The following is an 18,496-nucleotide window of genomic DNA, read 5'->3' on the forward strand; positions in this document are numbered from 1 at the left end:
GTACCTTGCCCCGCTGCCGGTCCCAACCTAATTGATCAGGGGTTGACGTGAGCTGTCGTGGCACCGTCGTCCGGGTTGACATCGAATACGTCCGGCTTGCGCGCGGGTATCAGCGCGGCGACGGAGAGAGCGAAGAACGCGGCGGCGAGCAGCGGCGGCGTGTGCAGTCCCCACGTCGTCGCCACGGCGCCGCCGAGCAGGGCCCCGAGCGGCGCCCCGGCGACGGAGAGCGTCCGGAAGGCCGAGCTGACGCGGCCGAGCGTGCCGGCCGGGCTGCGCTGCTGCATCAGGGTCGTCGTGTTGACGTTCCACACCATGCCCATGAGGCCGAAGACGGCCATGCTCACGACCAGCGTGGTCAGGGAGCGCAGCGAGCCCATGGCGAGGAGCGCGCAGATCTGCACGACCCCGGCGAGCAGCACGCCCCGGATCCGGCCGAGCCGGCCCACGATCCGTCGGTTCGCCACTCCCCCGGCCAGGCTGCCGACCGTGTACGCGGTCATCACCGCCGCGTATCCGCCGTTGCCCGCGTCGAGCCGGTCCGTCACCAGGAGGACCATCGTGGCGATGAGGGCGCCCATGCCGACGTTGCAGAGGGCCGTGGCAGCGCACAGGCCGCGCAGCGCTCGGTCCCGCCCGAGGACGCGCAGGCCCTCGCCGATCTCGCCCCGCAAGGTGCTGCCCGCCGGTCTCGGGGCCCGCTCCACGGGCGCGCTTCGCAGGGAGGCGACCAGCGCGGCAGCCACGAGGTAGGTCACGGCGTCCGCCAGGAAGGGGACGGCGGCTCCCGCGACGATCAGCAGGGGGACGAGGGGGCCGCCGAGCAGGCCGCCCGCGATGCGCTGGCCGGTCATCAGCCGGGCGTTCGCGCTGCCCAGCGCCTCCCGGCCGACGAGGCCGGGGAGCAGGGCGGTGGAAGCGTTGTCGAAGAGGGTCTGGAGGGTGGTCAGGGCCAGGGCCAGGGCGATCAGCAGACCGATCGAGGCGTGTCCCAGGGCGACGGCCCCGGCGAAGGCCGCCATCAGCAGGTCCCGCAGGGCGTCCACGGTCCACATCGCACGCCGCTGGTCGACCCGGTCCGCGACGGCTCCGCCCAGCAGCCCGAAGACGATCCAGGGAAGCTGGCCGCAGGCGGTGACGGTCGCGATGAGCAGCGGCTCGTGCGTCAACGACGCGGCCAGCAGGGGCAGCGCGGCCGTCCGCAGGGCGTCACCGAAGCTGGAGAGGACGGCCGCGCTCCACAGCCGCCCGAACCCTCCGCGCCACGCGGGCGCGCACACCCCCGCCACATCGGTCGTCGTCATCCCGCCCCCCGCTTCCACTGATTGCAGAACCGTAGAGGGCACCACTGACAATCGGCCGTCGAGAGGAGAGGCGGCCGTGCGAGCCGCGTCCGGCCGGGCACCTCGCGGTGTCCGGCCGGCTGTCAACTCCTAGATTTCGCCCCGCAGTTTGGCGAGCGCCTCGGCGAGAATCGCCTCGCCGTCCGCGTCGCTGCGCCGCTCCCGTACGTACGCAAGGTGCGTCTTGTACGGCTCGGTGCGCGGCGGGTCCGGCGGGTTGTCCTGGTCCTGTCCGGCCGGAAAGCCGCAGCGCGGGCAGTCCCAGGTGTCGGGGACCTGCGCGTCGCTGGCGAAGCTCGGCTGCGTCTCATGCCCGTTGGAGCACCAGAAGGAGACGCGCAGCCGCGGCGCGGACTCGCCACGCTCGGCCTCGCCCATCGGCCCCGCCCCGACCCGGCTTCCTCGGATCGCGTTGCCACTTGCCACGGTCGTAACTCCCTGCGTAATGGTGCCGCGAAGCGAGTCGGCGTGACGCTTCGCTGCGAGCGCCTCAGTCTACGTAAGGCCCAACGCGCGTCCAGTGATTGGAGTTACATCCCCGCCCCTAGACGCAAGCCCCATGATAGGCGGCGCCGGGAGGCGCGTACCGGACATGGGGCCTTACGTGCGGAATGTGCGTGCGTGCTGCGCTGTGGCGAGCCGATGTCAGCCGGTGATCAGCTGTTGGCCTTCATCAGGATGCCCAGCGCGACAATGCACGCGAACCAGAGCAGACCGATCACCACGGTGATCCGGTCGAGGTTGCGCTCGGCGACCGAGGAGCCACCGACGGACGACTGCATACCGCCACCGAACATGTCGGAGAGGCCGCCGCCCTTCCCCTTGTGCATCAGCACCAGCAGCATCAGCAGCAGGCTGAAGACGATCAGGGCGATCGAGAACCCCAAAACCACGGCTGGACCAACTTCCTCGGAACTGGATGGACGACGGGGGCCGAAGCTCTTCCTGTGAACACCTCGTGTCCACCTGTCGAGCCCACGGCCCCCGCAAGGGTACGACGGATCGCCGCTACCGCATACTCACTGGTCGCGGAACCGGACGATCTTGACGAACTCGTCGGCGTCGAGCGCCGCGCCGCCGATCAGTGCGCCGTCCACGTCGGGCTGCGCCATGATCGCCGCGACGTTGCCGGACTTCACGGAGCCGCCGTACTGGATACGGACCTTGTCGGCCAGCTCCTGCGAGTACAGCTCGGCGAGCCGGCCGCGGATCGCGCCGCACACCTCCTGGGCGTCCTCGGGGGTGGCGACCTCGCCGGTACCGATCGCCCAGACCGGCTCGTACGCGATCACGATGGTCTCGGCCTGCTCGGCCGGGACGTCCTTCAGGGCGCCGTCCACCTGCGCGAGCGTGTGGGAGACCTGGTTGCCCGCCTTGCGGACGTCCAGCCCCTCGCCGACGCACAGGATCGGGGTGAGGCCGTGCTTGTAGGCGGCCTTCACCTTGGCGTTGCACAGCTCGTCGGTCTCGTTGTGGTACTGCCGTCGCTCGGAGTGGCCGATCGCCACGTACGTGCACTTGAGCTTGGACAGCATGGCACCGGAGATCTCACCGGTGTAGGCGCCGGAGTCGTGCGCCGAGAGGTCCTGGGCGCCGTACTTGATCCGGAGCTTGTCGCCGTCGACCAGGGTCTGCACGGAGCGCAGGTCGGTGAAGGGCGGCAGGACGGCGACCTCGACGGCCTCGTAGTCCTTGTCGGCCAGGGCGAAGGCGAGCTTCTGGACGTGCGCGATGGCCTCGAGGTGGTTGAGGTTCATCTTCCAGTTGCCCGCCATCAGCGGCGTGCGCGTGCTCATTAAGGTCAGTCCTCCAGTGCGGCGAGGCCGGGGAGCGTCTTGCCCTCGAGGTATTCGAGGGAGGCGCCGCCACCGGTCGAGATGTGGCCGAATGCCGTCTCGTCGAAGCCCAGGATGCGTACGGCGGCGGCGGAGTCGCCACCACCGACGACCGTGAAGGCCTTCGAGTCGAGAAGGGCCTGGGCGACCGCCTTGGTGCCCTCGGCGTAGTCGGGGTGCTCGAAGACGCCCATCGGGCCGTTCCAGAAGACGGTGGCGGCGTCGGCGAGCGTCGAGGCGTACAGCTTGCGGGTCTCGGGACCGATGTCCAGACCCATCCGGTCGGCCGGGATCGCGTCCGCGGCGACGGTCGTGGGGTTCCCCGGGGCCTTGGTCTTCAGGTCCGGGAACTCGGGAGCGACCACCACGTCGACGGGGAGGAGCAGCTCGACGCCGTTCTTCTCCGCGCGCTCGATGTACTCCGCGACCGCCGGGAGCTGGTCCTCCTGGAGGAGGGAGGCGCCGACCTCGTAGCCCTTGGCCTTGAGGAAGGTGAACACCATGCCGCCGCCGATGAGCAGCTTGTCGGCCTTGCCGAGCAGCTGGTCGATGACGGCGAGCTTGTCGGAGACCTTGGAGCCGCCGAGGGCGACGGCGTACGGCCGCCGGACGTCCTCGGTGAGCTTCTTCAGGACGCCGACCTCGGTGGCGATGAGGTAGCCCGCGTAGTGCGGCAGGCACGCCGGCAGGTCGTACACGGAGGCGTGCTTTCGGTGCACGGCACCGAAGCCGTCGCCCACGTAGACGTCGGCCAGGGCGGCCAGCTGGTCGGCGAACGCGGCACGCTCGGCGTCGTCCTTGGACGTCTCGCCGGGGTTGAAGCGCAGGTTCTCGATGACGGCGACCTGGCCGGGCTGCAGGCCGTTCACCGCGTCGTGGGCGGCCGGGCCGACGGTGTCCTGGGCGAACGCGACGGGCGCGCCGAGGAGTTCACCGAGGCGCTCGGCGGGCTGCAGCAGGGAGAACGCCGGGTCCGGGGCGCCCTTGGGGCGGCCCAGGTGCGAGGCGACGACCACCTTGGCGCCCGCGTCCGCGAGGGCCTTGACGGTGGGCAGGACGGCGCGGATCCGGCCGTCGTCGGTGATCCGGCCGTCGGCCAGCGGCACGTTCAGGTCGGCGCGGACGAAGACCCGCTTGCCGTCCACGCCTTCGGCGAGAAGTTCGTCGATCGTCTTCATGAGGGGACTCCTAGAGGGCTCGTGGGATCCGAGAGGGCTGATCGATCGGTACGCGAGAGAGGGCCCGGACAGCGCGGCCTTGCGCTGCCCGAGCCCTGCGCTCACATCGAGGTGCCTGCTCCGGGACCTAGAGCTGGCCGCCGACGAAGACCGTGAGGTCGACGAGGCGGTTGGAGTAGCCCCACTCGTTGTCGTACCAGCCGAGGATCTTCACCGTGTTGCCCTCCTGGACCATGGTCAGGGAGGAGTCGAAGGTGCAGGAGGCCGGGTCGCCGACGATGTCCGAGGAGACGATCGCGTCCTCGGTGTACGTCAGGAAGCCCTTGAGGTCGCCGTCGTCGGAGGCCTTCTTGAACGCGGCGTTGACCTCGTCCTTGGTGACCTCGCGCTGCAGCGTCACGACGAGGTCGGTGGCGGAACCGGTCGGGACCGGGACGCGCATGGCGATGCCGTCGAGCTTGCCCTTGAGCTGCGGGAGGACCAGGGCGGTCGCCTTGGCGGCACCCGTCGTGGTCGGGATGATGTTCTCGGCGGCGGCGCGGGCGCGGCGCAGGTCCGAGTGCGGGAAGTCCAGGATGCGCTGGTCGTTCGTGTACGCGTGGACCGTCGTCATCAGGCCCTTGACGATGCCGAAGTTCTCGTCGAGCACCTTGGCCATCGGCGCCACACAGTTGGTGGTGCAGGAGGCGTTGGAGATGACGTGGTGGTTGGCCGCGTCGTACTTGTCCTGGTTGACGCCCATCACGATGGTGATGTCCTCGTCCTTGGCCGGAGCCGAGATGAGGACCTTCTTGGCGCCGCCCGCGATGTGCTTCTCGGCGTCGGCCTTCTTGGTGAAGATGCCGGTCGACTCGATGACGATGTCGACGCCGAGGTCGCCCCACGGGATGTCGGAGGGGTTGCGCTCGGAGAGCACCTTGATGGTGTGGCCGTCGACGGTGATCGTGTCGGCGGTGTGCGACACCTCGGCCTTGAGGCGGCCCAGAATGGTGTCGTACTTGAGCAGGTGAGCGGTGGTCGCGGTGTCACCCAGGTCGTTGACAGCCACGATCTCGATGTCAGCACCCTGCTCCAGCAGCGCGCGGAAGTAGTTACGACCGATGCGGCCAAAGCCGTTGATGCCTACGCGGATCGTCACGAAACCGATCTCCTCGTTGGTACGCCGGCTGCAGATGCCGGCGAGTTGTATGGGATGTCCCCGACCGCCTACGACCCTACCCCCCTGAGGCCCCCGGAGTGACATCGAGAGGGCCCATACACGGCAGTGCGGTCCGTACCCGCCAGTAGGGGTACGGACCGCCCGCCTCCGAAGATCCGATCACTCGTTCCGGCTACCTGTCGTCATGCTCTGTTGACCCGGTGGCATCAGTCGTCCAGGGCCGCGAGCGCCTTTCCGAGCAGTGCCGTCCGGTCGGCCGCCGCGGCGACGTGCTCCAGGCCGAAGCCCAGCAGCACGGTGTCGTCCGTGGTGACGCCCGCGTACGTCTGGAACAGCGCTCCGGCGCGCGTCCAGTCCTTGAGAACGGCGGGACTGCCCGCCGGGGGCCCCGGGACGCTCCACGCGCCGAGCGACGTCTCGAAGCCCTCGGTCCCGGTGGCCGTGCCGCCGACGACGAGCGAGGCGTCGTCCGCGAGGACGCCGTGGCCGCCGCTGCTCGGGTCGGTGATGTAGCTCAGCGAGACCTCCACGGACTTGCCGGCGTACGCGCTCAGGTCGAAGTCGGCCCGCTGCCAGCCGTCCGAAGCGCCCGTGAAGCTGTGCCACGCGCCGCTGCTGCCCGTGCCGGTGCACGCCGTGGCACCCTGCGTCAGGTAGTGCTCGAGGAAGGGGTGCTCGTTGAGCAGGAATCCCGCCTCGCACTCGGCCGGGACGGCGGAGCCGGTGGCGCCGCCCTTGTCGGGGAGCGTGGTCCAGTCGTCGGCACCGGTGGTGTGGATCTCCAGCACCGCGTGGTCGTAGCCGGGCTCGGTGTCCCACAGCAGCTGGGTGCGCAGCGTCGGCTGGTCGGCCGCGCTCACCCCGGTGAGGTCGATCGTGCGGGTGAGGCGCTTGTAGGCGTCGTCGGTGTGGACGGCGGCGGCCATGTACGAGCCCGCGTACGGCCCGTAGGGGTTGACCGACCCGGCGAACCGGCCCGCGCCCGCACTCGCGAACTGCGGGTACTGGCCGACGGGCAGCGTGTCCGAGGTGACGCCGTAGGTGCCCGCCGCGTTCAGCGGGTTGCCGGGCGCGTCACCGAGTGGTGCCGTGACCCCCGCGAGCTTGCCGGAGCCCTCGTAGCCGGTGGTCCCGGGGGTCGTCGTGCGCGAGTAGGCGCCCAGGTAGTACTGGCTGAAGTCGTTCGAGAGAGTGCCGCCGCCGAGGTCGACGTTGCCGCCGGCCTGCTCGCCCGCCTCGATCAGCTTGCCGCCCTCGTTGAGGAAGGCCCGCAGCTGGAGCTGGGTGGCGTTGCCGGGCCGGTCGGCACCCGTGTAGTGGACGACCGTGTCGAAGTGGCCGAGGACGCCGAGCGCGTCGGGGGCGCCCTGGGTGGCGACGTCCCAGACGACGGACCGGTGGCCGTTGGCCTTCAGGGCGTCGACGTACTTCTGCGCCTGGGACGCGGTCGTGCCCTCCTCGGCGACCACGAGGGTGTCGGCCCGCGGCCGCTCGGCCACGGTGTAGGTGAAGTGGGTGCTGGAGGTGGGCTTCCCGCTCCGGGTCTCACCGGTGAACCAGACCTCGACCTTGTCGCCGGTGTCGCCGTCCCGGACCTTGGCGCGGTACTCGTCGAAATAGAGGTTGTCCTCGCCGCCGTAGGTCTCGCCGCCCTTCCAGGGTCGGAGCGCCATGTCGTGCGTACGGCCGCCGTTGACGCGGTACTTGAGCTCCTTGTCGCGTACGGACCTGCGGGCGACGACGGAGACCTCCTGGTCGGCGCCGCGCGCGTACGAGGTGGTGAAGGCGGCCGGGCTGAAGTCGGGCGCGTCGATGCCCACCGCCGAGGACGGCCGGTCGGGGTGGGCCGCGGTCTCGGCGACGGAGAGCGCGAACGGGACGTTCTTGCGGAACTCCTGCTCGATCAGCTTCTCGTCGTCGGGGAAGGTGAAGACCGAGGCGCAGTCGGCCACGTTCCAGGCGTCGTCCGGGTGGAGGTTCGACGCGGTCTGGCAGGTCGACATCTCGGGGGTGAACATCGCCGTGCCGTTGACGTTGCTCGCGTGGCCGTCGGCCTCGCCGTTGGTCGTGTACAGCTCGGAGGAGACCTGCGGGTGGTAGCCCTCGACCGCCGAGTTCTCAGGGGTGCCGGCGAGTGACCTGTAGAGCACGTCGTCCGGGCTGGGCGTCGCCACCTGCCAGCCCACTCCGTACAGGAGCAGCTCGGCGGCGGAGTGGTAGTTGATGCCGTACGTGAAGTCGATGCGCTTCTCGAAGGCGTCCAGGGCCTTCGTCTCGGGCTCCGAGCCGGGGCTCGCGCCGCGGTAGGTCTGGCTGGTGGGGCTCGGTGACGAGCCCTCGTCGTCGTAGCCCCACTTGTAGGCGAAGTTCCGGTTGAGGTCGACGCCGTCGCCGGTCGTGATGGTCCCGTCGCCGTTGACGTCCCGGAGGTTCTTGCGCCACTGCCGGTCGCCGTCGGAGGCGAACGTGTAGTCGTAGCCGTCGGGGTTGGCGGACAGCACGAACCACAGTTCGGTGGAGTCGACGAGCTTCTTGACCCGCTTGTCGGTCGCGTAGTTGTCGAGGTAGTAGTGCATCAGACGCCGGGTCATCTCCGGCGTGATCCACTCGCGCGCGTGCTGGTTGGACATGTAGAGCACGGACGGCTTCGCGCCGTCCTTCGCCTTCTTGGCGCCCTTGGTCAGCTTGAGCGCGAGGATGTCCTGGCCCTTGACGGTCTTGCCGATGGACACGACTTTGGTGAGCCCCGGGTGCTCCTGGCCCGTCCTGAGGATCTCCTCCCGGAGATTGCCCTTGCCGCTGTACGGGCGGAACACGCCGTCGCCCGCCGCCTCCACGCGGGCCTCGGCCCTGGCCGACAGCGTGTGCTCGGTGAGCTCGACGCCCTGCTTCTCCAGCTTCTTCGCCTGCTTGTCGGTGAGGTAGACCTCCACCGACGCGGTGCCCTTGTCCGGCGCCTGTTCGCCGAGTTCGTGGGCATCCTGTCCGGCCGCGAGCAGCAGGGGTACCTGCTGCTTCGTGACCTCGGCGCGGAACACCTTGACGGCGTTCGCGTCCGGCTCGGGTGAACTGCCGTCCTGTGCCTGGGCGGCCGGGGCCAGGCCCGCACCGCCCAGCAGGAGCGCGCTCGCAGCGAGGATCGCTCTCGCTCTTCGTCTCATGAGTCCCCCTTGCACTGGTTCGCCACGGCGGCGAACAGAGCCAGGCTCATGACACTTCATCATCAAGTCAAGGGCGCATCAAGCACCGACAAACGCCGGTGCCGACGTCCCAAGTGGGCGTCGGCACCGGCGTGTTGAGCTCTACGGGTGGCGCGGGACCGGAGTCCGGCGGGTCAGCCCACGAGGTTGTCGGCCATCTCCTCGGTGAGGTTGGACTCCGTGCTCGGGATGCCGAGGTCCTGCGCCCGCTTGTCGGCCATGGCGAGCAGCCTGCGGATACGGCCGGCGACGGCGTCCTTGGTCAGCGGCGGGTCGGCGAGCGCGCCCAGCTCCTCCAGGGAGGCCTGCTTGTGCTCCATGCGCAGCCGGCCGGCGGCGGCGAGGTGCTCCGGGACCTCCTCGCCCAGGATTTCCAGGGCGCGCTGCACCCGCGCTCCGGCGGCGACGGCGGCGCGGGCCGAACGGCGCAGGTTGGCGTCGTCGAAGTTGGCGAGCCGGTTGGCGGTGGCGCGGACCTCGCGGCGCATCCGCCGCTCCTCCCAGGCCAGCACCGACTCGTGCGCGCCGAGCCGGGTCAGCAGCGCCCCGATGGCGTCCCCGTCGCGGACGACCACGCGGTCGACCCCGCGGACCTCGCGGGCCTTCGCCGCGATGGAGAGCCGACGCGCCGCGCCGACCAGCGCGAGCGCCGCCTCGGGTCCCGGGCAGGTCACCTCCAGGGAGGAGGAGCGCCCCGGCTCGGTGAGGGAGCCGTGCGCGAGGAAGGCCCCGCGCCACGCGGCCTCGGCGTCGCAGGTGGCCCCCGAGACCACCTGCGGGGGCAGCCCGCGGATCGGACGGCCGCGGCCGTCGACCAGCCCCGTCTGGCGGGCCAGCTGGTCGCCGCCCGCCACCACGCGTACGACGTAACGGGAGCCGCGGCGCAGACCGCCGGGCGCCATCACGATCAGTTCGGAGCTGTGGCCGAAGATCTCCAGAATGTCCCGCTTCAGCCGACGCGCCGCCATCGCGGTGTCCAGCTCCGCCTCGATCACGATCCGGCCGCTCACCAGGTGAAGGCCGCCCGCGAACCGCAGAATGGCGGAGACCTCCGCCTTTCTGCAGCAGGTCCGGGTGACGGGAAGCCGGGAGATCTCGTCCTTCACCGCTGCCGTCATCGCCATGGGCCGATCCTTCCATGCATCCGAAAAATACGGTCGTACGCGGCGGCCAACAGCTCCGGGTCGTGCCGCGGAGTGCCGTCGGTCCGGGCCACCGGCGCCAGCTCGACCGCGGCGCCGAACCGCTTGGCGGCGTCGGTCAGTGAGTCGCGGTCGGGCACGGCGGCCTCGTCGGCCAGCACCACGTCCAGGGCGAGTTTAGGGGCGTGTCGTCCCAAAACCTCCAAATGACGCTGCGGGGAGAAGCCATCGGTTTCCCCGGGCTGCGGGACGAGGTTCAGGGAGAGCACCCGGCGGGCCTTGGTCTGCGTCAGGGCGTCGAGCAGATCGGGCACCAGCAGGTGCGGGATCACGGAGGAGAACCAGGAGCCCGGCCCGAGCACCACCCAGTCCGCGTCGAGGACCGCTTCCACGGCCTCGGGAACGGCGGGCGGGCCGTGCGGCACGACGTGCACGGACTGCACCTCGCCCGGGGTCAGGGCGACGGTGGCCTGGCCGCGGACGGTGTCGACATCCTCCGGCCGGGCCGGGTCGTGGCCCTTGACCAGCGCCTGGAGCTCCAGCGGCACCGCGGACATGGGCAGGACCCGGCCCTGGGCGCCGAGGAGCCTGCCGACCAGGTCGAGAGCCTGGACGTGGTCGCCGAGCTGCTCCCAGAGGGCGACGATCAGCAGATTGCCGACCGCGTGCTCGTGCAGGTCGCCCTTGGACTGGAAACGGTGCTGGATGACTCGGGCCCAGGTCTGGCCCCAGTCGTCGTCGCCGCACAGCGCGGCCAGCGCCTTGCGCAGGTCCCCGGGCGGCAGCACGCCCAGCTCGTCGCGCAGGCGCCCGCTGGAGCCGCCGTCGTCGGCCACGGTGACGACGGCGGTGAGGTCGCCGGTGATCCGGCGCAGGGCGGCCAGCGACGCGGACAGCCCCATGCCGCCGCCCAGGGCGACGACCTTCGGCTGGGCGCCCCGGCGGCGCGCCTTGCCGCCGCGCCGTTCCGGCGCGGTCCGGCGCAGCCTGCCCAGCCGCAGTGCGCTTCCGGTCATTCGCGGCCCATGTCCCGGTGGACGACGACCGTCTCCACTCCCTCGGACGCCAGTCGGGCGGCGAGCTTCTCGGACGTGGCGACCGAGCGGTGCTTGCCGCCGGTGCAGCCGACCGCGATGGTCACGTAGCGCTTGCCCTCGCGCCGGTATCCGGCGGCGATGAGCTGGAGCAGCTCGGTGTAGCGGTCGAGGAACTCCTTGGCGCCGGGCTGGTTGAAGACGTACCCGGCGACCTCCTCGTTGAGGCCGGTGAAGGGGCGCAGCTCCGGGACCCAGTGCGGGTTGGGCAGGAAGCGCATGTCCACGACCAGGTCGGCGTCGACCGGCAGGCCGTACTTGAAGCCGAAGGACATGACGGTGGCCCGCAGCTCGGGCTCCTCCTCGCCGGCGAACTGGGCGTCCATCTTGGCGCGCAGCTCGTGCACGTTCAGGCTGGAGGTGTCGATCACCAGGTCGGCGTCGCCGCGCAGCTCGCGCAGCAGTTCGCGCTCGGCGGCGATGCCGTCGACGATGCGTCCGTCGCCCTGCAGGGGATGCGGGCGGCGCACGGACTCGAAGCGGCGCACCAGCGCCTCGTCCGAGGACTCCAGGAAGACGATCCGCCGGGTGACGTGCCGGGCCTCCAGGTCGGCGAGGGACTCGCGGAGGTTGTCGAAGAAGCGACGGCCGCGTACGTCCACGACGACCGCGATGCGTGCGACGTTGCCCTGGGAGCGGGCGCCGAGCTCCACCATGGTGGGGATCAGCGCGGGCGGCAGGTTGTCGACGACGAACCAGCCGAGGTCCTCCAGACACTTGGCGGCCGTCGACCTGCCCGCGCCGGACATGCCGGAGATGATCACCAGCTCGGGGATCACCGCCTCCGGGGCCCCGGCCTTCTCGATGCCCGTACTCACCTGCGCTCCGTCTCCCCCCGCCTCTTGTTCCCGGCCCGCCGCGTCCTGAGCCGCGCGTCCCGGGTGATCCTCGCCCGCACCCCTGTGCGGTTCCTGGCCCTGTGCTGGGCGTTCTTCCTCAGCGTGCTGTTCGGTCATCTCTCCTGCCCCCGTCGCTCGTCCGAGGCGCCCGCGGCCACGGGCTCCCCCGAGGGACCCGCCGTCGTCTCGGGTTCCTCTTCCTCCATGATCTCCCCAGTCGCCGTGTTGACGGCGGGTGCGGCCGGAGCCGCCTGGGCGAAGGCCACGGCGACCGCCTCGGCCGTCTTGCGGCCTATGCCGGGGACTTCACAGATCTGGTCGATTGTCGCGGATCGCAGCTTTTTCACCGAACCGAAGTGCTTGATCAACGCCTGCTTGCGGGTCTCGCCCAGGCCCGGCACGTCGTCCAGCGGGCTCGCCCGGAAGCGCTTGGCCCGCTTGGCCCGCTGGTACGTGATCGCGAAGCGGTGGGCCTCGTCGCGCACGCGCTGGAGCAGATAGAGGCCCTCACTGGTGCGCGGCAGCACCACCGGGTCGTCCTCCGCGGGGACCCAGACCTCTTCCAGCCGCTTGGCGAGGCCGCACACGGCGATGTCGTCGATGCCGAGTTCGTCCAGTGCCCGCTTGGCCGCGGCGACCTGCGGCCGGCCGCCGTCGACGACGATCAGCTGGGGCGGGTAGGCGAACCTCTTGGGACGGCCGTCCTCCTCGGTGAGCTCGCTCCCGGCGTCGGCCCACTCCCCCGTCTTCTCCTTCTCGGCGAGGTAGCGCTTGAACCGGCGGCTGATCACCTCGTGCATGGACCGGACGTCGTCCTGCCCCTCGAAGCCCTTGATCTGGAAGCGCCGGTATTCGCTCTTGCGTGCGAGTCCGTCCTCGAAGACGACCATGGAGGCCACCACGTCGTCGCCCTGGAGATGCGAGATGTCGTAGCACTCGATCCGCAGGGGTGCGCTCGCCAGGTCGAGCGCCTCGGCGATCTCCTCCAGGGCGCGCGAGCGGGTGGTCAGGTCGGAGGCCCGCTTCGTCTTGTGCAGGACGAGCGCCTGCTGCGCATTGCGCTGCACGGTCTCCATGAGGGCCTTCTTGTCCCCGCGCTGCGGGATGCGCAGGGACACGTTCGACCCGCGGCGGGCGGTGAGCCACTCCTGGACCGACTCCACGAGGTCGGGGAGCGCCGGGACCAGCACCTCCTTGGGCACGGAGTCGCCGCTCTCCTCGCCGTACAGCTGCTGCAGCGCGTGTTCGACGAGGTCACCGGTGGTGACGGCCTCCACCTTGTCGGTGACCCAGCCGCGCTGACCGCGCACCCGGCCGCCGCGGACGTGGAAGATCTGCACGGCGGCTTCCAGCTCGTCCTCGGCGACGGCCATCAGGTCCGCGTCGGTGGCGTCGGCGAGCACGACGGCGTTCTTCTCCATCGCCTTCTTCAGGGCCCCGATGTCGTCGCGCAGCCGGGCCGCCCGCTCGTACTCCATCTCCTCGGCCGCGTCGGCCATCTGCCGCTCCAGGCGGCGGATGTACGTCCCCGTGCGGCCGGCCATGAAGTCGCAGAACTCCTCGGCCAGTTCCCTGTGCTCGTCCGGGGAGATGCGGCCGACGCAGGGGGCGGAGCACTTGCCGATGTAGCCGAGGAGGCAGGGGCGGCCGGTGCGGGCCGCGTTCTTGAAGACCCCTGCCGAGCACGTGCGCACCGGGAAGACGCGGAGCAGCAGGTCGACGGTGTCGCGGATGGCCCACGCGTGCGCGTACGGCCCGAAGTAGCGCACTCCCTTGCGCTTGTGGCCGCGCATCACCTGGACGCGGGGGAACTCCTCGTTCATCGTCACCGCGAGGTAGGGGTAGCTCTTGTCGTCGCGGTACTTGACGTTGAACCGGGGGTCGAACTCCTTGATCCAGGAGTACTCCAGCTGCAGGGCCTCGACCTCCGTGGACACCACGGTCCACTCCACGGACGCGGCCGTGGTGACCATCGTGCGGGTGCGCGGGTGGAGGCCGGAGAGGTCCTGGAAGTAATTGGCCAGGCGCTGGCGGAGGCTCTTCGCCTTTCCGACGTAGATCACCCGGCGGTGATCGTCACGGAATTTGTAGACCCCGGGTGTGTCCGGGATCTCTCCCGGCTTGGGGCGGTAGCTGGAGGGGTCGGCCATGTCTCACACCCTACTGGCGTGGGGTGACAGCGTGTCGGGGTCCCGGGCACGCCTGTGGACGACGGCGTTGCACCGCACGCGCGCCGTCCCCCCGCTGCCGGCCTGGGAGGACCCGGCCGGGACCGGCCCGCACGCCCCCTAGCGCGGGCCCGCCTGGCGGGACTCCAGGAACGTCAGTACGGCCCGGACGCGGCGGTGGTCGTCCCGCTCCTCGGGGAGGCGCAGCTTGCCCAGGATGCTGCGGACGTGCTTCTCGACGGTGCCCTCGGTCACCCACAGCCGCCGGCCGATCCCGGCGTTGGAGCGGCCCTCGGCCATCAGGGCCAGCACCTCGCGCTCCCGGGAGCTGAGGAAGGACAGCGGGTCGTCGCGGCGGCGGGCGGTGACGAGCTCCCGCACCAGCGACGGGTCGACGACGCAGCCGCCCTTGCGGATCCGGTCCAGCGTCTCGGTGAACTCGTCCACGACGGTGATCCGGCTCTTGAGGAGATAGCCGATCCCCCGGCCGCCCGCCAGCAGCTCCAAGGCGTCCTCGACCTCGACGTACGCCGACAGGACGAGGATCCCGAGCGCCGGGTACCGCTCGCGGATCGTGCGGGCCGCCCTGAGCCCCTCCGTCGAGTGGGTCGGCGGCATCCTGATGTCCACGATCGCCACGTCCGGGCGCCTCTCGGCGACCAGCTCCAGCAGCCGGGCCGCGTCACCGGCCTGCCCGACCACCCGGTGTCCCACCCGCTCGCACAGGCTCGCCAGTCCCTCCCTGAGCAGGACGTCGTCGTCGGCGAGAACCACCCGTCCCCGCGCCGACTGCTCCCTGTCCATGGTCCCGGTCCCCGTCCGCCGTGCCAGCCCGGTGGAAATGCGCCCCCAACAGCCTGCCCGACCGGGGCAGTTACGGCTAGCAGGGGTACGCGATGGGGGCGGCCGGTAAGACCCTTCTGGACGCTGGCCGTGACGACGCGCGGACGGCACGGAGCCATGCTGGAGGACGTACGGGCGCGGACGCCGCGCGGATGGGAACTCGCCCGCCCGGGCGAGGGCGGAGAGACCCCCCTCCCGGCGAGGGGCGCAGGACCGGCCCGGACGAAGGCGGAGAGGTCACCTGGGCCAGGGCGGAAGGGCGGCCCACGGGCCGCGGGAGGCACGGCGGGCACGGATCGGTGGACGACGGCGGTCGGTCCGTGCCCGCCGTGCCGACGCCGTTTCCCGATGGGGCGGGCGGTCAGGCAGTGGTCGTCGGCTCTTCCAGCGGCAGCCTCACGGTCACCCGCGTGCCGGCGCCCGGCGGACTGCTGACGCCCAGCCTGCCTCCGATCGCCTCGACCCGGTCGGCGAGTCCGACGAGACCGGAACCGCGGCCCGGTTCGGCGCCGCCACGGCCGTCGTCCGTGATGGACACCTCCAGGACACGGTCGTGGACGCGGGCTCCGACCTCCACGACAGTGGCACGCGCGTGTTTGACGGCGTTGGTGAGGCATTCGGAGGTCACGTAGTAGACGGCGACCTCGGTCCGCTCCGGCAACCGCCCGCCGGGCAGCCGGAGGTCGAGCTCCACGGGTACCGCACAGCGGCGGGCCAGAGCCCGCAGGGCCGGCCCCAGACCGCCTCGGGACAGGATCGCGGGGTGGATGCCGCGGGCGATGTGCATGAGGTCCTCGAAGGCGTCGTCGAGACCCTTGCCGATGTGCGCCAACTGCGCGGAGAGCCCGGGCGGCTGGTCGCCCGTCATCGACTCGGCCGTCCGCAGGTCCAGCCGGAGGGAGACCAACCGCTGCTGGACACCGTCGTGCAGATCCCGCTCGATACGCAGCCTCGACGCGTCCGCCGCGGCCACCACACGCGCGCGTGAGGCACTGAGCTGGGCCCGGGCATCGGCGTTCGCGATGGCGGTGGCGACCAGCTCGGTGAAGTCGGCGAGCTGGGACTCCGCGTCCACCGGAAGCGGATCGCGGCTCACCGAGGCCGCGACGACCACGCCCCAGAGGCGGTCCTCCACCACGATCGGCGCGCCGACCGAACGCCCGGAGCGGGCCGCGCTTCCGGTCCCGGCCACCGCCGCCGCTGCCGCCTGCCCCTCCGCCACCACGGGCGCGGACCCGAGGACGGTGACGGCGCCGTCGGCCTCGTACCGCAGCACCGAGGCGGAGCCCGTGCTCAGCACCAGCCCCACCTCGTGCGCGACGGAGGCGAAGACCTCCTGGGGAGGGACGCCGCGGGCCACCAGCGTGGCGACGCGGCGCAGCGCGGCCTGTTCCCGGTCGGTGCGGCGGCTCCCGCTCACGTCGCGTGCGACCGCGAGGACCGACCCGTCACCGGCCACCGGACGAGCGCTCCACTGCAACCAGCACTCGGTGCCGTCCCGACGCAGGCACCGGTTCTCGAACTCGGCATGTCCGGCGGGGTCCGCAGCGTCCCCGTCGTGAGTGGCGCGCGCGGTGTGTGCGAGAGCCTCGATGGCGGCACGCGTGTGTGCCCGGTCGTCCCGGTGGACGAACTCGATCCAGGGTCTGGAGAGCAGCGCCTCGTCCCCGTAACCGAGGGCCCGCCCGAAAGCCGGGTTCACGCGCTTGAAGTAGCCGTCGGGGCCGTAGATGCAGACGAGGTCGAGCGAGAGGTCGAAGACACCCGTCAACTCCTCTTCGGCGGTGCGGCGATCCTGGTGCGCGGCCGCGGACGCGAGCATCCCGGACACCTCGGCCGGCGAGCGCGTGCGGCAGCGGCGCAGAACCAGGACCAGGACCAGAGCGACGACCAAGGTCATCCCCGCGCCGATCCGTACGAGTTCGCGCTGCCCGACGGCCTGGGCGTACGCGACCCCGCGCCCGGGGGTCATGGCCGGTTCGCCGGGCGTGTCGAGTGCGGAGGCAGGCGGATCCGCGGCCCGGGCCGGCAGTGGCGCGTGGTCCGCCTTCGTTGCGTTCACGGCGCGTTCGGACTCCGACGCCCGTCTGTCCGGGACAGCCTCCGGCAGACCCTCCACCGGATGCCTCGCGGTGGCGGGTTCGTGCGGTCCCGCTGCCGTGCTCGCCACCCCCGTGGGCGCCGTGACACTGCGTACGGCGCACGCTTCTTCCCCCTGACGGAAGACCATGAGGGCGGTCAGGCAGAGCAGCGCGGCCACCGGCAGCACGGAACGAGGCGCCGGCTTGCCCGGCAGTGGCCCGGGGTTGATCCCGACGTCCGGTGGCTGCGGCTGCGGCTGCGGCTGCGGCTGCGGCTGCGGCTGCGGCGAACGGTCCGGTGGATCCGAACGACCCGGTGGATTGGTGGATCGGCCCGGTCGGCTCGCTCCCTGCGGGCGAGGGTTTCGACCCCTCAAAGCGGCCGGCATGCGGGCCCGTCTGTCGTCACCCATGACGCGGCCGACACCCGACGGCAGAGGTCCGCGAGGTCCCTGCCTCCAAGAGGGCGAGGAAGCCGGCCTCGATGCCTCTGGTCCTGTCCGGTGCGCTCGATTTCCTTCGGAACGACGCCACGGTGCACCCCCACTCGACCGGTGGAACACGGTCACCCCAGGGCGACACCATGCTACCGCCCGTGACACGTGATTGCGCTGCGTAGGCGCGAACCCGCATACAGCGCACCGGACTTCAGTACTTACCGGCTAGCCGGAGGGCGAACGCGCCCACCGGTTGGGAAGCTGTCCGCATGGCCATGCGCTGTCTCCTCGTCGACGACAGCCCCCGTTACGTCGAGTCGGCACGCGCCCTGCTGGAATGTGGCGGGGCCCAGGTCGTCGGGGTCGCCTCGACCGGCGTGGAAGCCGTCGTACGGGCCCGGGAGCTCGCCCCGGACGTCGCGCTGGTCGACCTCGACCTCCACGGCGAGAGCGGTCTGGACGTGGTGCGGCGCATCGCCGACGCCGTGCCCGTCGTGATCCTGATCTCGACGCACGACCGGGAGGACTTCCAGGAACTCGTCGCGGCCACCCCTGCCCGGGGCTTCCTCCACAAGTCGGAGTTGTCGGTCCGCGCGATAGCCCGGCTGCTGTGAGCTCCGTGAGCTGCTGTGATCCCCTTTCGGCCGCGGCGGACCTTCCGGATCGGCCACGACCTCTCGCCGTCGACGGCGGCCCCTCGGGTCAGCGACGACCGCGCCTGAGGCGCCATCCTGTCGTCCCGGTCACCGGCGTCGTCGGCGCACGGCCCGTACCGCACTCAGGATGAGGGCCACCAGGGCGCCCACCCCTGCCACGGCCGAGACGACCGCGATGGTCACGTCGGTCGCATTCTTCCCGTCGGTCTCCCGTGCATCGCCGGGGTCACCGAAGTGGCCCGAGTGGTCGGGGGCGTTGAGGGGAAGGGAGTCGTCGGAGTGACGAGAGTCCTCCAAGCGGCCGGCGGAGTCGGAGTCACCGAAGTCCTTAAGGGTGCGGGACCGGTCGGCATGACGGGACTCGCCGGAACGGCCTGAGGTCTGGAGGTCGCGCGCGCCGCCGCCAGGCACGAGACGCCCGCCACCGCGGGAAGCGGAGGCGTGGGCAACGGAAGCACGCCCTGTCGAGGCGGGGGCAGCGGACGGCGGGACGGCTGCCCCATCCTCGGCGGACGCCGCCG

The 18,496-nt window shown here is 71.3% G+C and carries 15 protein-coding genes; 1 reads left to right on the forward strand and 14 read right to left on the reverse strand.

Features of this window, described 5'->3' with window-relative positions; translation table 11 throughout:
- Nucleotides 1-35: 35 nt before the first annotated feature.
- The 13 genes from ACZ4NT_RS23905 to ACZ4NT_RS23965 all read right to left on the reverse strand — a co-directional run bounded on the left by ACZ4NT_RS23905 (nt 36) and on the right by ACZ4NT_RS23965 (nt 16,863).
- Nucleotides 36-1,304 carry an MFS transporter gene (locus ACZ4NT_RS23905; protein WP_467727477.1) on the reverse strand — a complete coding sequence of 423 codons (1,269 nt, stop codon included), beginning with the start codon at nt 1,302-1,304 and terminating at the stop codon, nt 36-38.
- A gap of 129 nt (nt 1,305-1,433) precedes the next feature.
- Entirely contained in the window at nt 1,434-1,769 is a 336-nt protein-coding gene (locus ACZ4NT_RS23910; RefSeq protein WP_079083975.1) for an RNA polymerase-binding protein RbpA, read from the reverse strand.
- 230 nt (nt 1,770-1,999) lie between these two features.
- Nucleotides 2,000-2,236, reverse strand: coding sequence for a preprotein translocase subunit SecG (gene secG, locus ACZ4NT_RS23915; RefSeq protein ID WP_121403687.1), 237 nt, complete (start codon nt 2,234-2,236; stop codon nt 2,000-2,002).
- 126 nt (nt 2,237-2,362) lie between these two features.
- Complete coding sequence (gene tpiA, locus ACZ4NT_RS23920) at nt 2,363-3,139, reverse strand: triose-phosphate isomerase (RefSeq protein WP_467727480.1); 777 nt, start codon at nt 3,137-3,139, stop codon at nt 2,363-2,365.
- A 5-nt stretch (nt 3,140-3,144) separates the two neighbouring features.
- Entirely contained in the window at nt 3,145-4,356 is a 1,212-nt protein-coding gene (locus tag ACZ4NT_RS23925; RefSeq protein WP_467727482.1) for a phosphoglycerate kinase, read from the reverse strand.
- 127 nt (nt 4,357-4,483) lie between these two features.
- The gene (gene gap / locus ACZ4NT_RS23930) at nt 4,484-5,494 is read right to left on the reverse strand and encodes a type I glyceraldehyde-3-phosphate dehydrogenase (RefSeq protein WP_121403684.1); all 1,011 of its coding nucleotides are present in this window, start codon (nt 5,492-5,494) and stop codon (nt 4,484-4,486) included.
- A gap of 227 nt (nt 5,495-5,721) precedes the next feature.
- Nucleotides 5,722-8,676 (reverse strand): M14 family metallopeptidase, encoded by a 2,955-nt coding sequence (locus ACZ4NT_RS23935; RefSeq protein WP_467727485.1) that lies wholly within the window; start codon nt 8,674-8,676, stop codon nt 5,722-5,724.
- A gap of 173 nt (nt 8,677-8,849) precedes the next feature.
- A complete protein-coding gene (gene whiA, locus ACZ4NT_RS23940) occupies nt 8,850-9,839 on the reverse strand; it encodes a DNA-binding protein WhiA (protein WP_121403682.1) in 990 nt (329 codons plus the stop codon).
- Nucleotides 9,830-10,873 carry a uridine diphosphate-N-acetylglucosamine-binding protein YvcK gene (locus tag ACZ4NT_RS23945; protein ID WP_121403681.1) on the reverse strand — a complete coding sequence of 348 codons (1,044 nt, stop codon included), beginning with the start codon at nt 10,871-10,873 and terminating at the stop codon, nt 9,830-9,832. Before ACZ4NT_RS23945 ends, whiA begins: the two co-directional genes overlap by 10 nt.
- On the reverse strand, nt 10,870-11,907 hold the full coding sequence (gene rapZ, locus ACZ4NT_RS23950; protein ID WP_121403680.1) for an RNase adapter RapZ: 1,038 nt from the start codon (nt 11,905-11,907) through the stop codon (nt 10,870-10,872). Before rapZ ends, ACZ4NT_RS23945 begins: the two co-directional genes overlap by 4 nt.
- Nucleotides 11,904-13,940: an excinuclease ABC subunit UvrC gene (uvrC, locus tag ACZ4NT_RS23955; protein ID WP_121403679.1), complete on the reverse strand. Its 2,037-nt coding sequence runs from the start codon at nt 13,938-13,940 to the stop codon at nt 11,904-11,906. The genes rapZ and uvrC overlap by 4 nt, the downstream gene beginning before the upstream one ends.
- Before the next feature lie 138 nt (nt 13,941-14,078).
- Complete coding sequence (locus tag ACZ4NT_RS23960) at nt 14,079-14,762, reverse strand: response regulator transcription factor (protein ID WP_467727488.1); 684 nt, start codon at nt 14,760-14,762, stop codon at nt 14,079-14,081.
- A 400-nt stretch (nt 14,763-15,162) separates the two neighbouring features.
- Nucleotides 15,163-16,863 (reverse strand): GAF domain-containing sensor histidine kinase, encoded by a 1,701-nt coding sequence (locus ACZ4NT_RS23965; RefSeq protein ID WP_467727490.1) that lies wholly within the window; start codon nt 16,861-16,863, stop codon nt 15,163-15,165.
- 725 nt (nt 16,864-17,588) lie between these two features.
- Here ACZ4NT_RS23965 and ACZ4NT_RS23970 point away from each other — a divergent pair.
- Complete coding sequence (locus ACZ4NT_RS23970; RefSeq protein WP_121403676.1) at nt 17,589-17,933, forward strand: response regulator; 345 nt, start codon at nt 17,589-17,591, stop codon at nt 17,931-17,933.
- A 129-nt stretch (nt 17,934-18,062) separates the two neighbouring features.
- Here the strand turns inward: ACZ4NT_RS23970 and ACZ4NT_RS23975 are convergent, their stop codons facing one another.
- Nucleotides 18,063-18,272, reverse strand: coding sequence for a hypothetical protein (locus ACZ4NT_RS23975; protein ID WP_467727492.1), 210 nt, complete (start codon nt 18,270-18,272; stop codon nt 18,063-18,065).
- Nucleotides 18,273-18,496: the final 224 nt, after the last annotated feature.

The organism is Streptomyces sp. NPDC026417, from assembly GCF_055567695.1.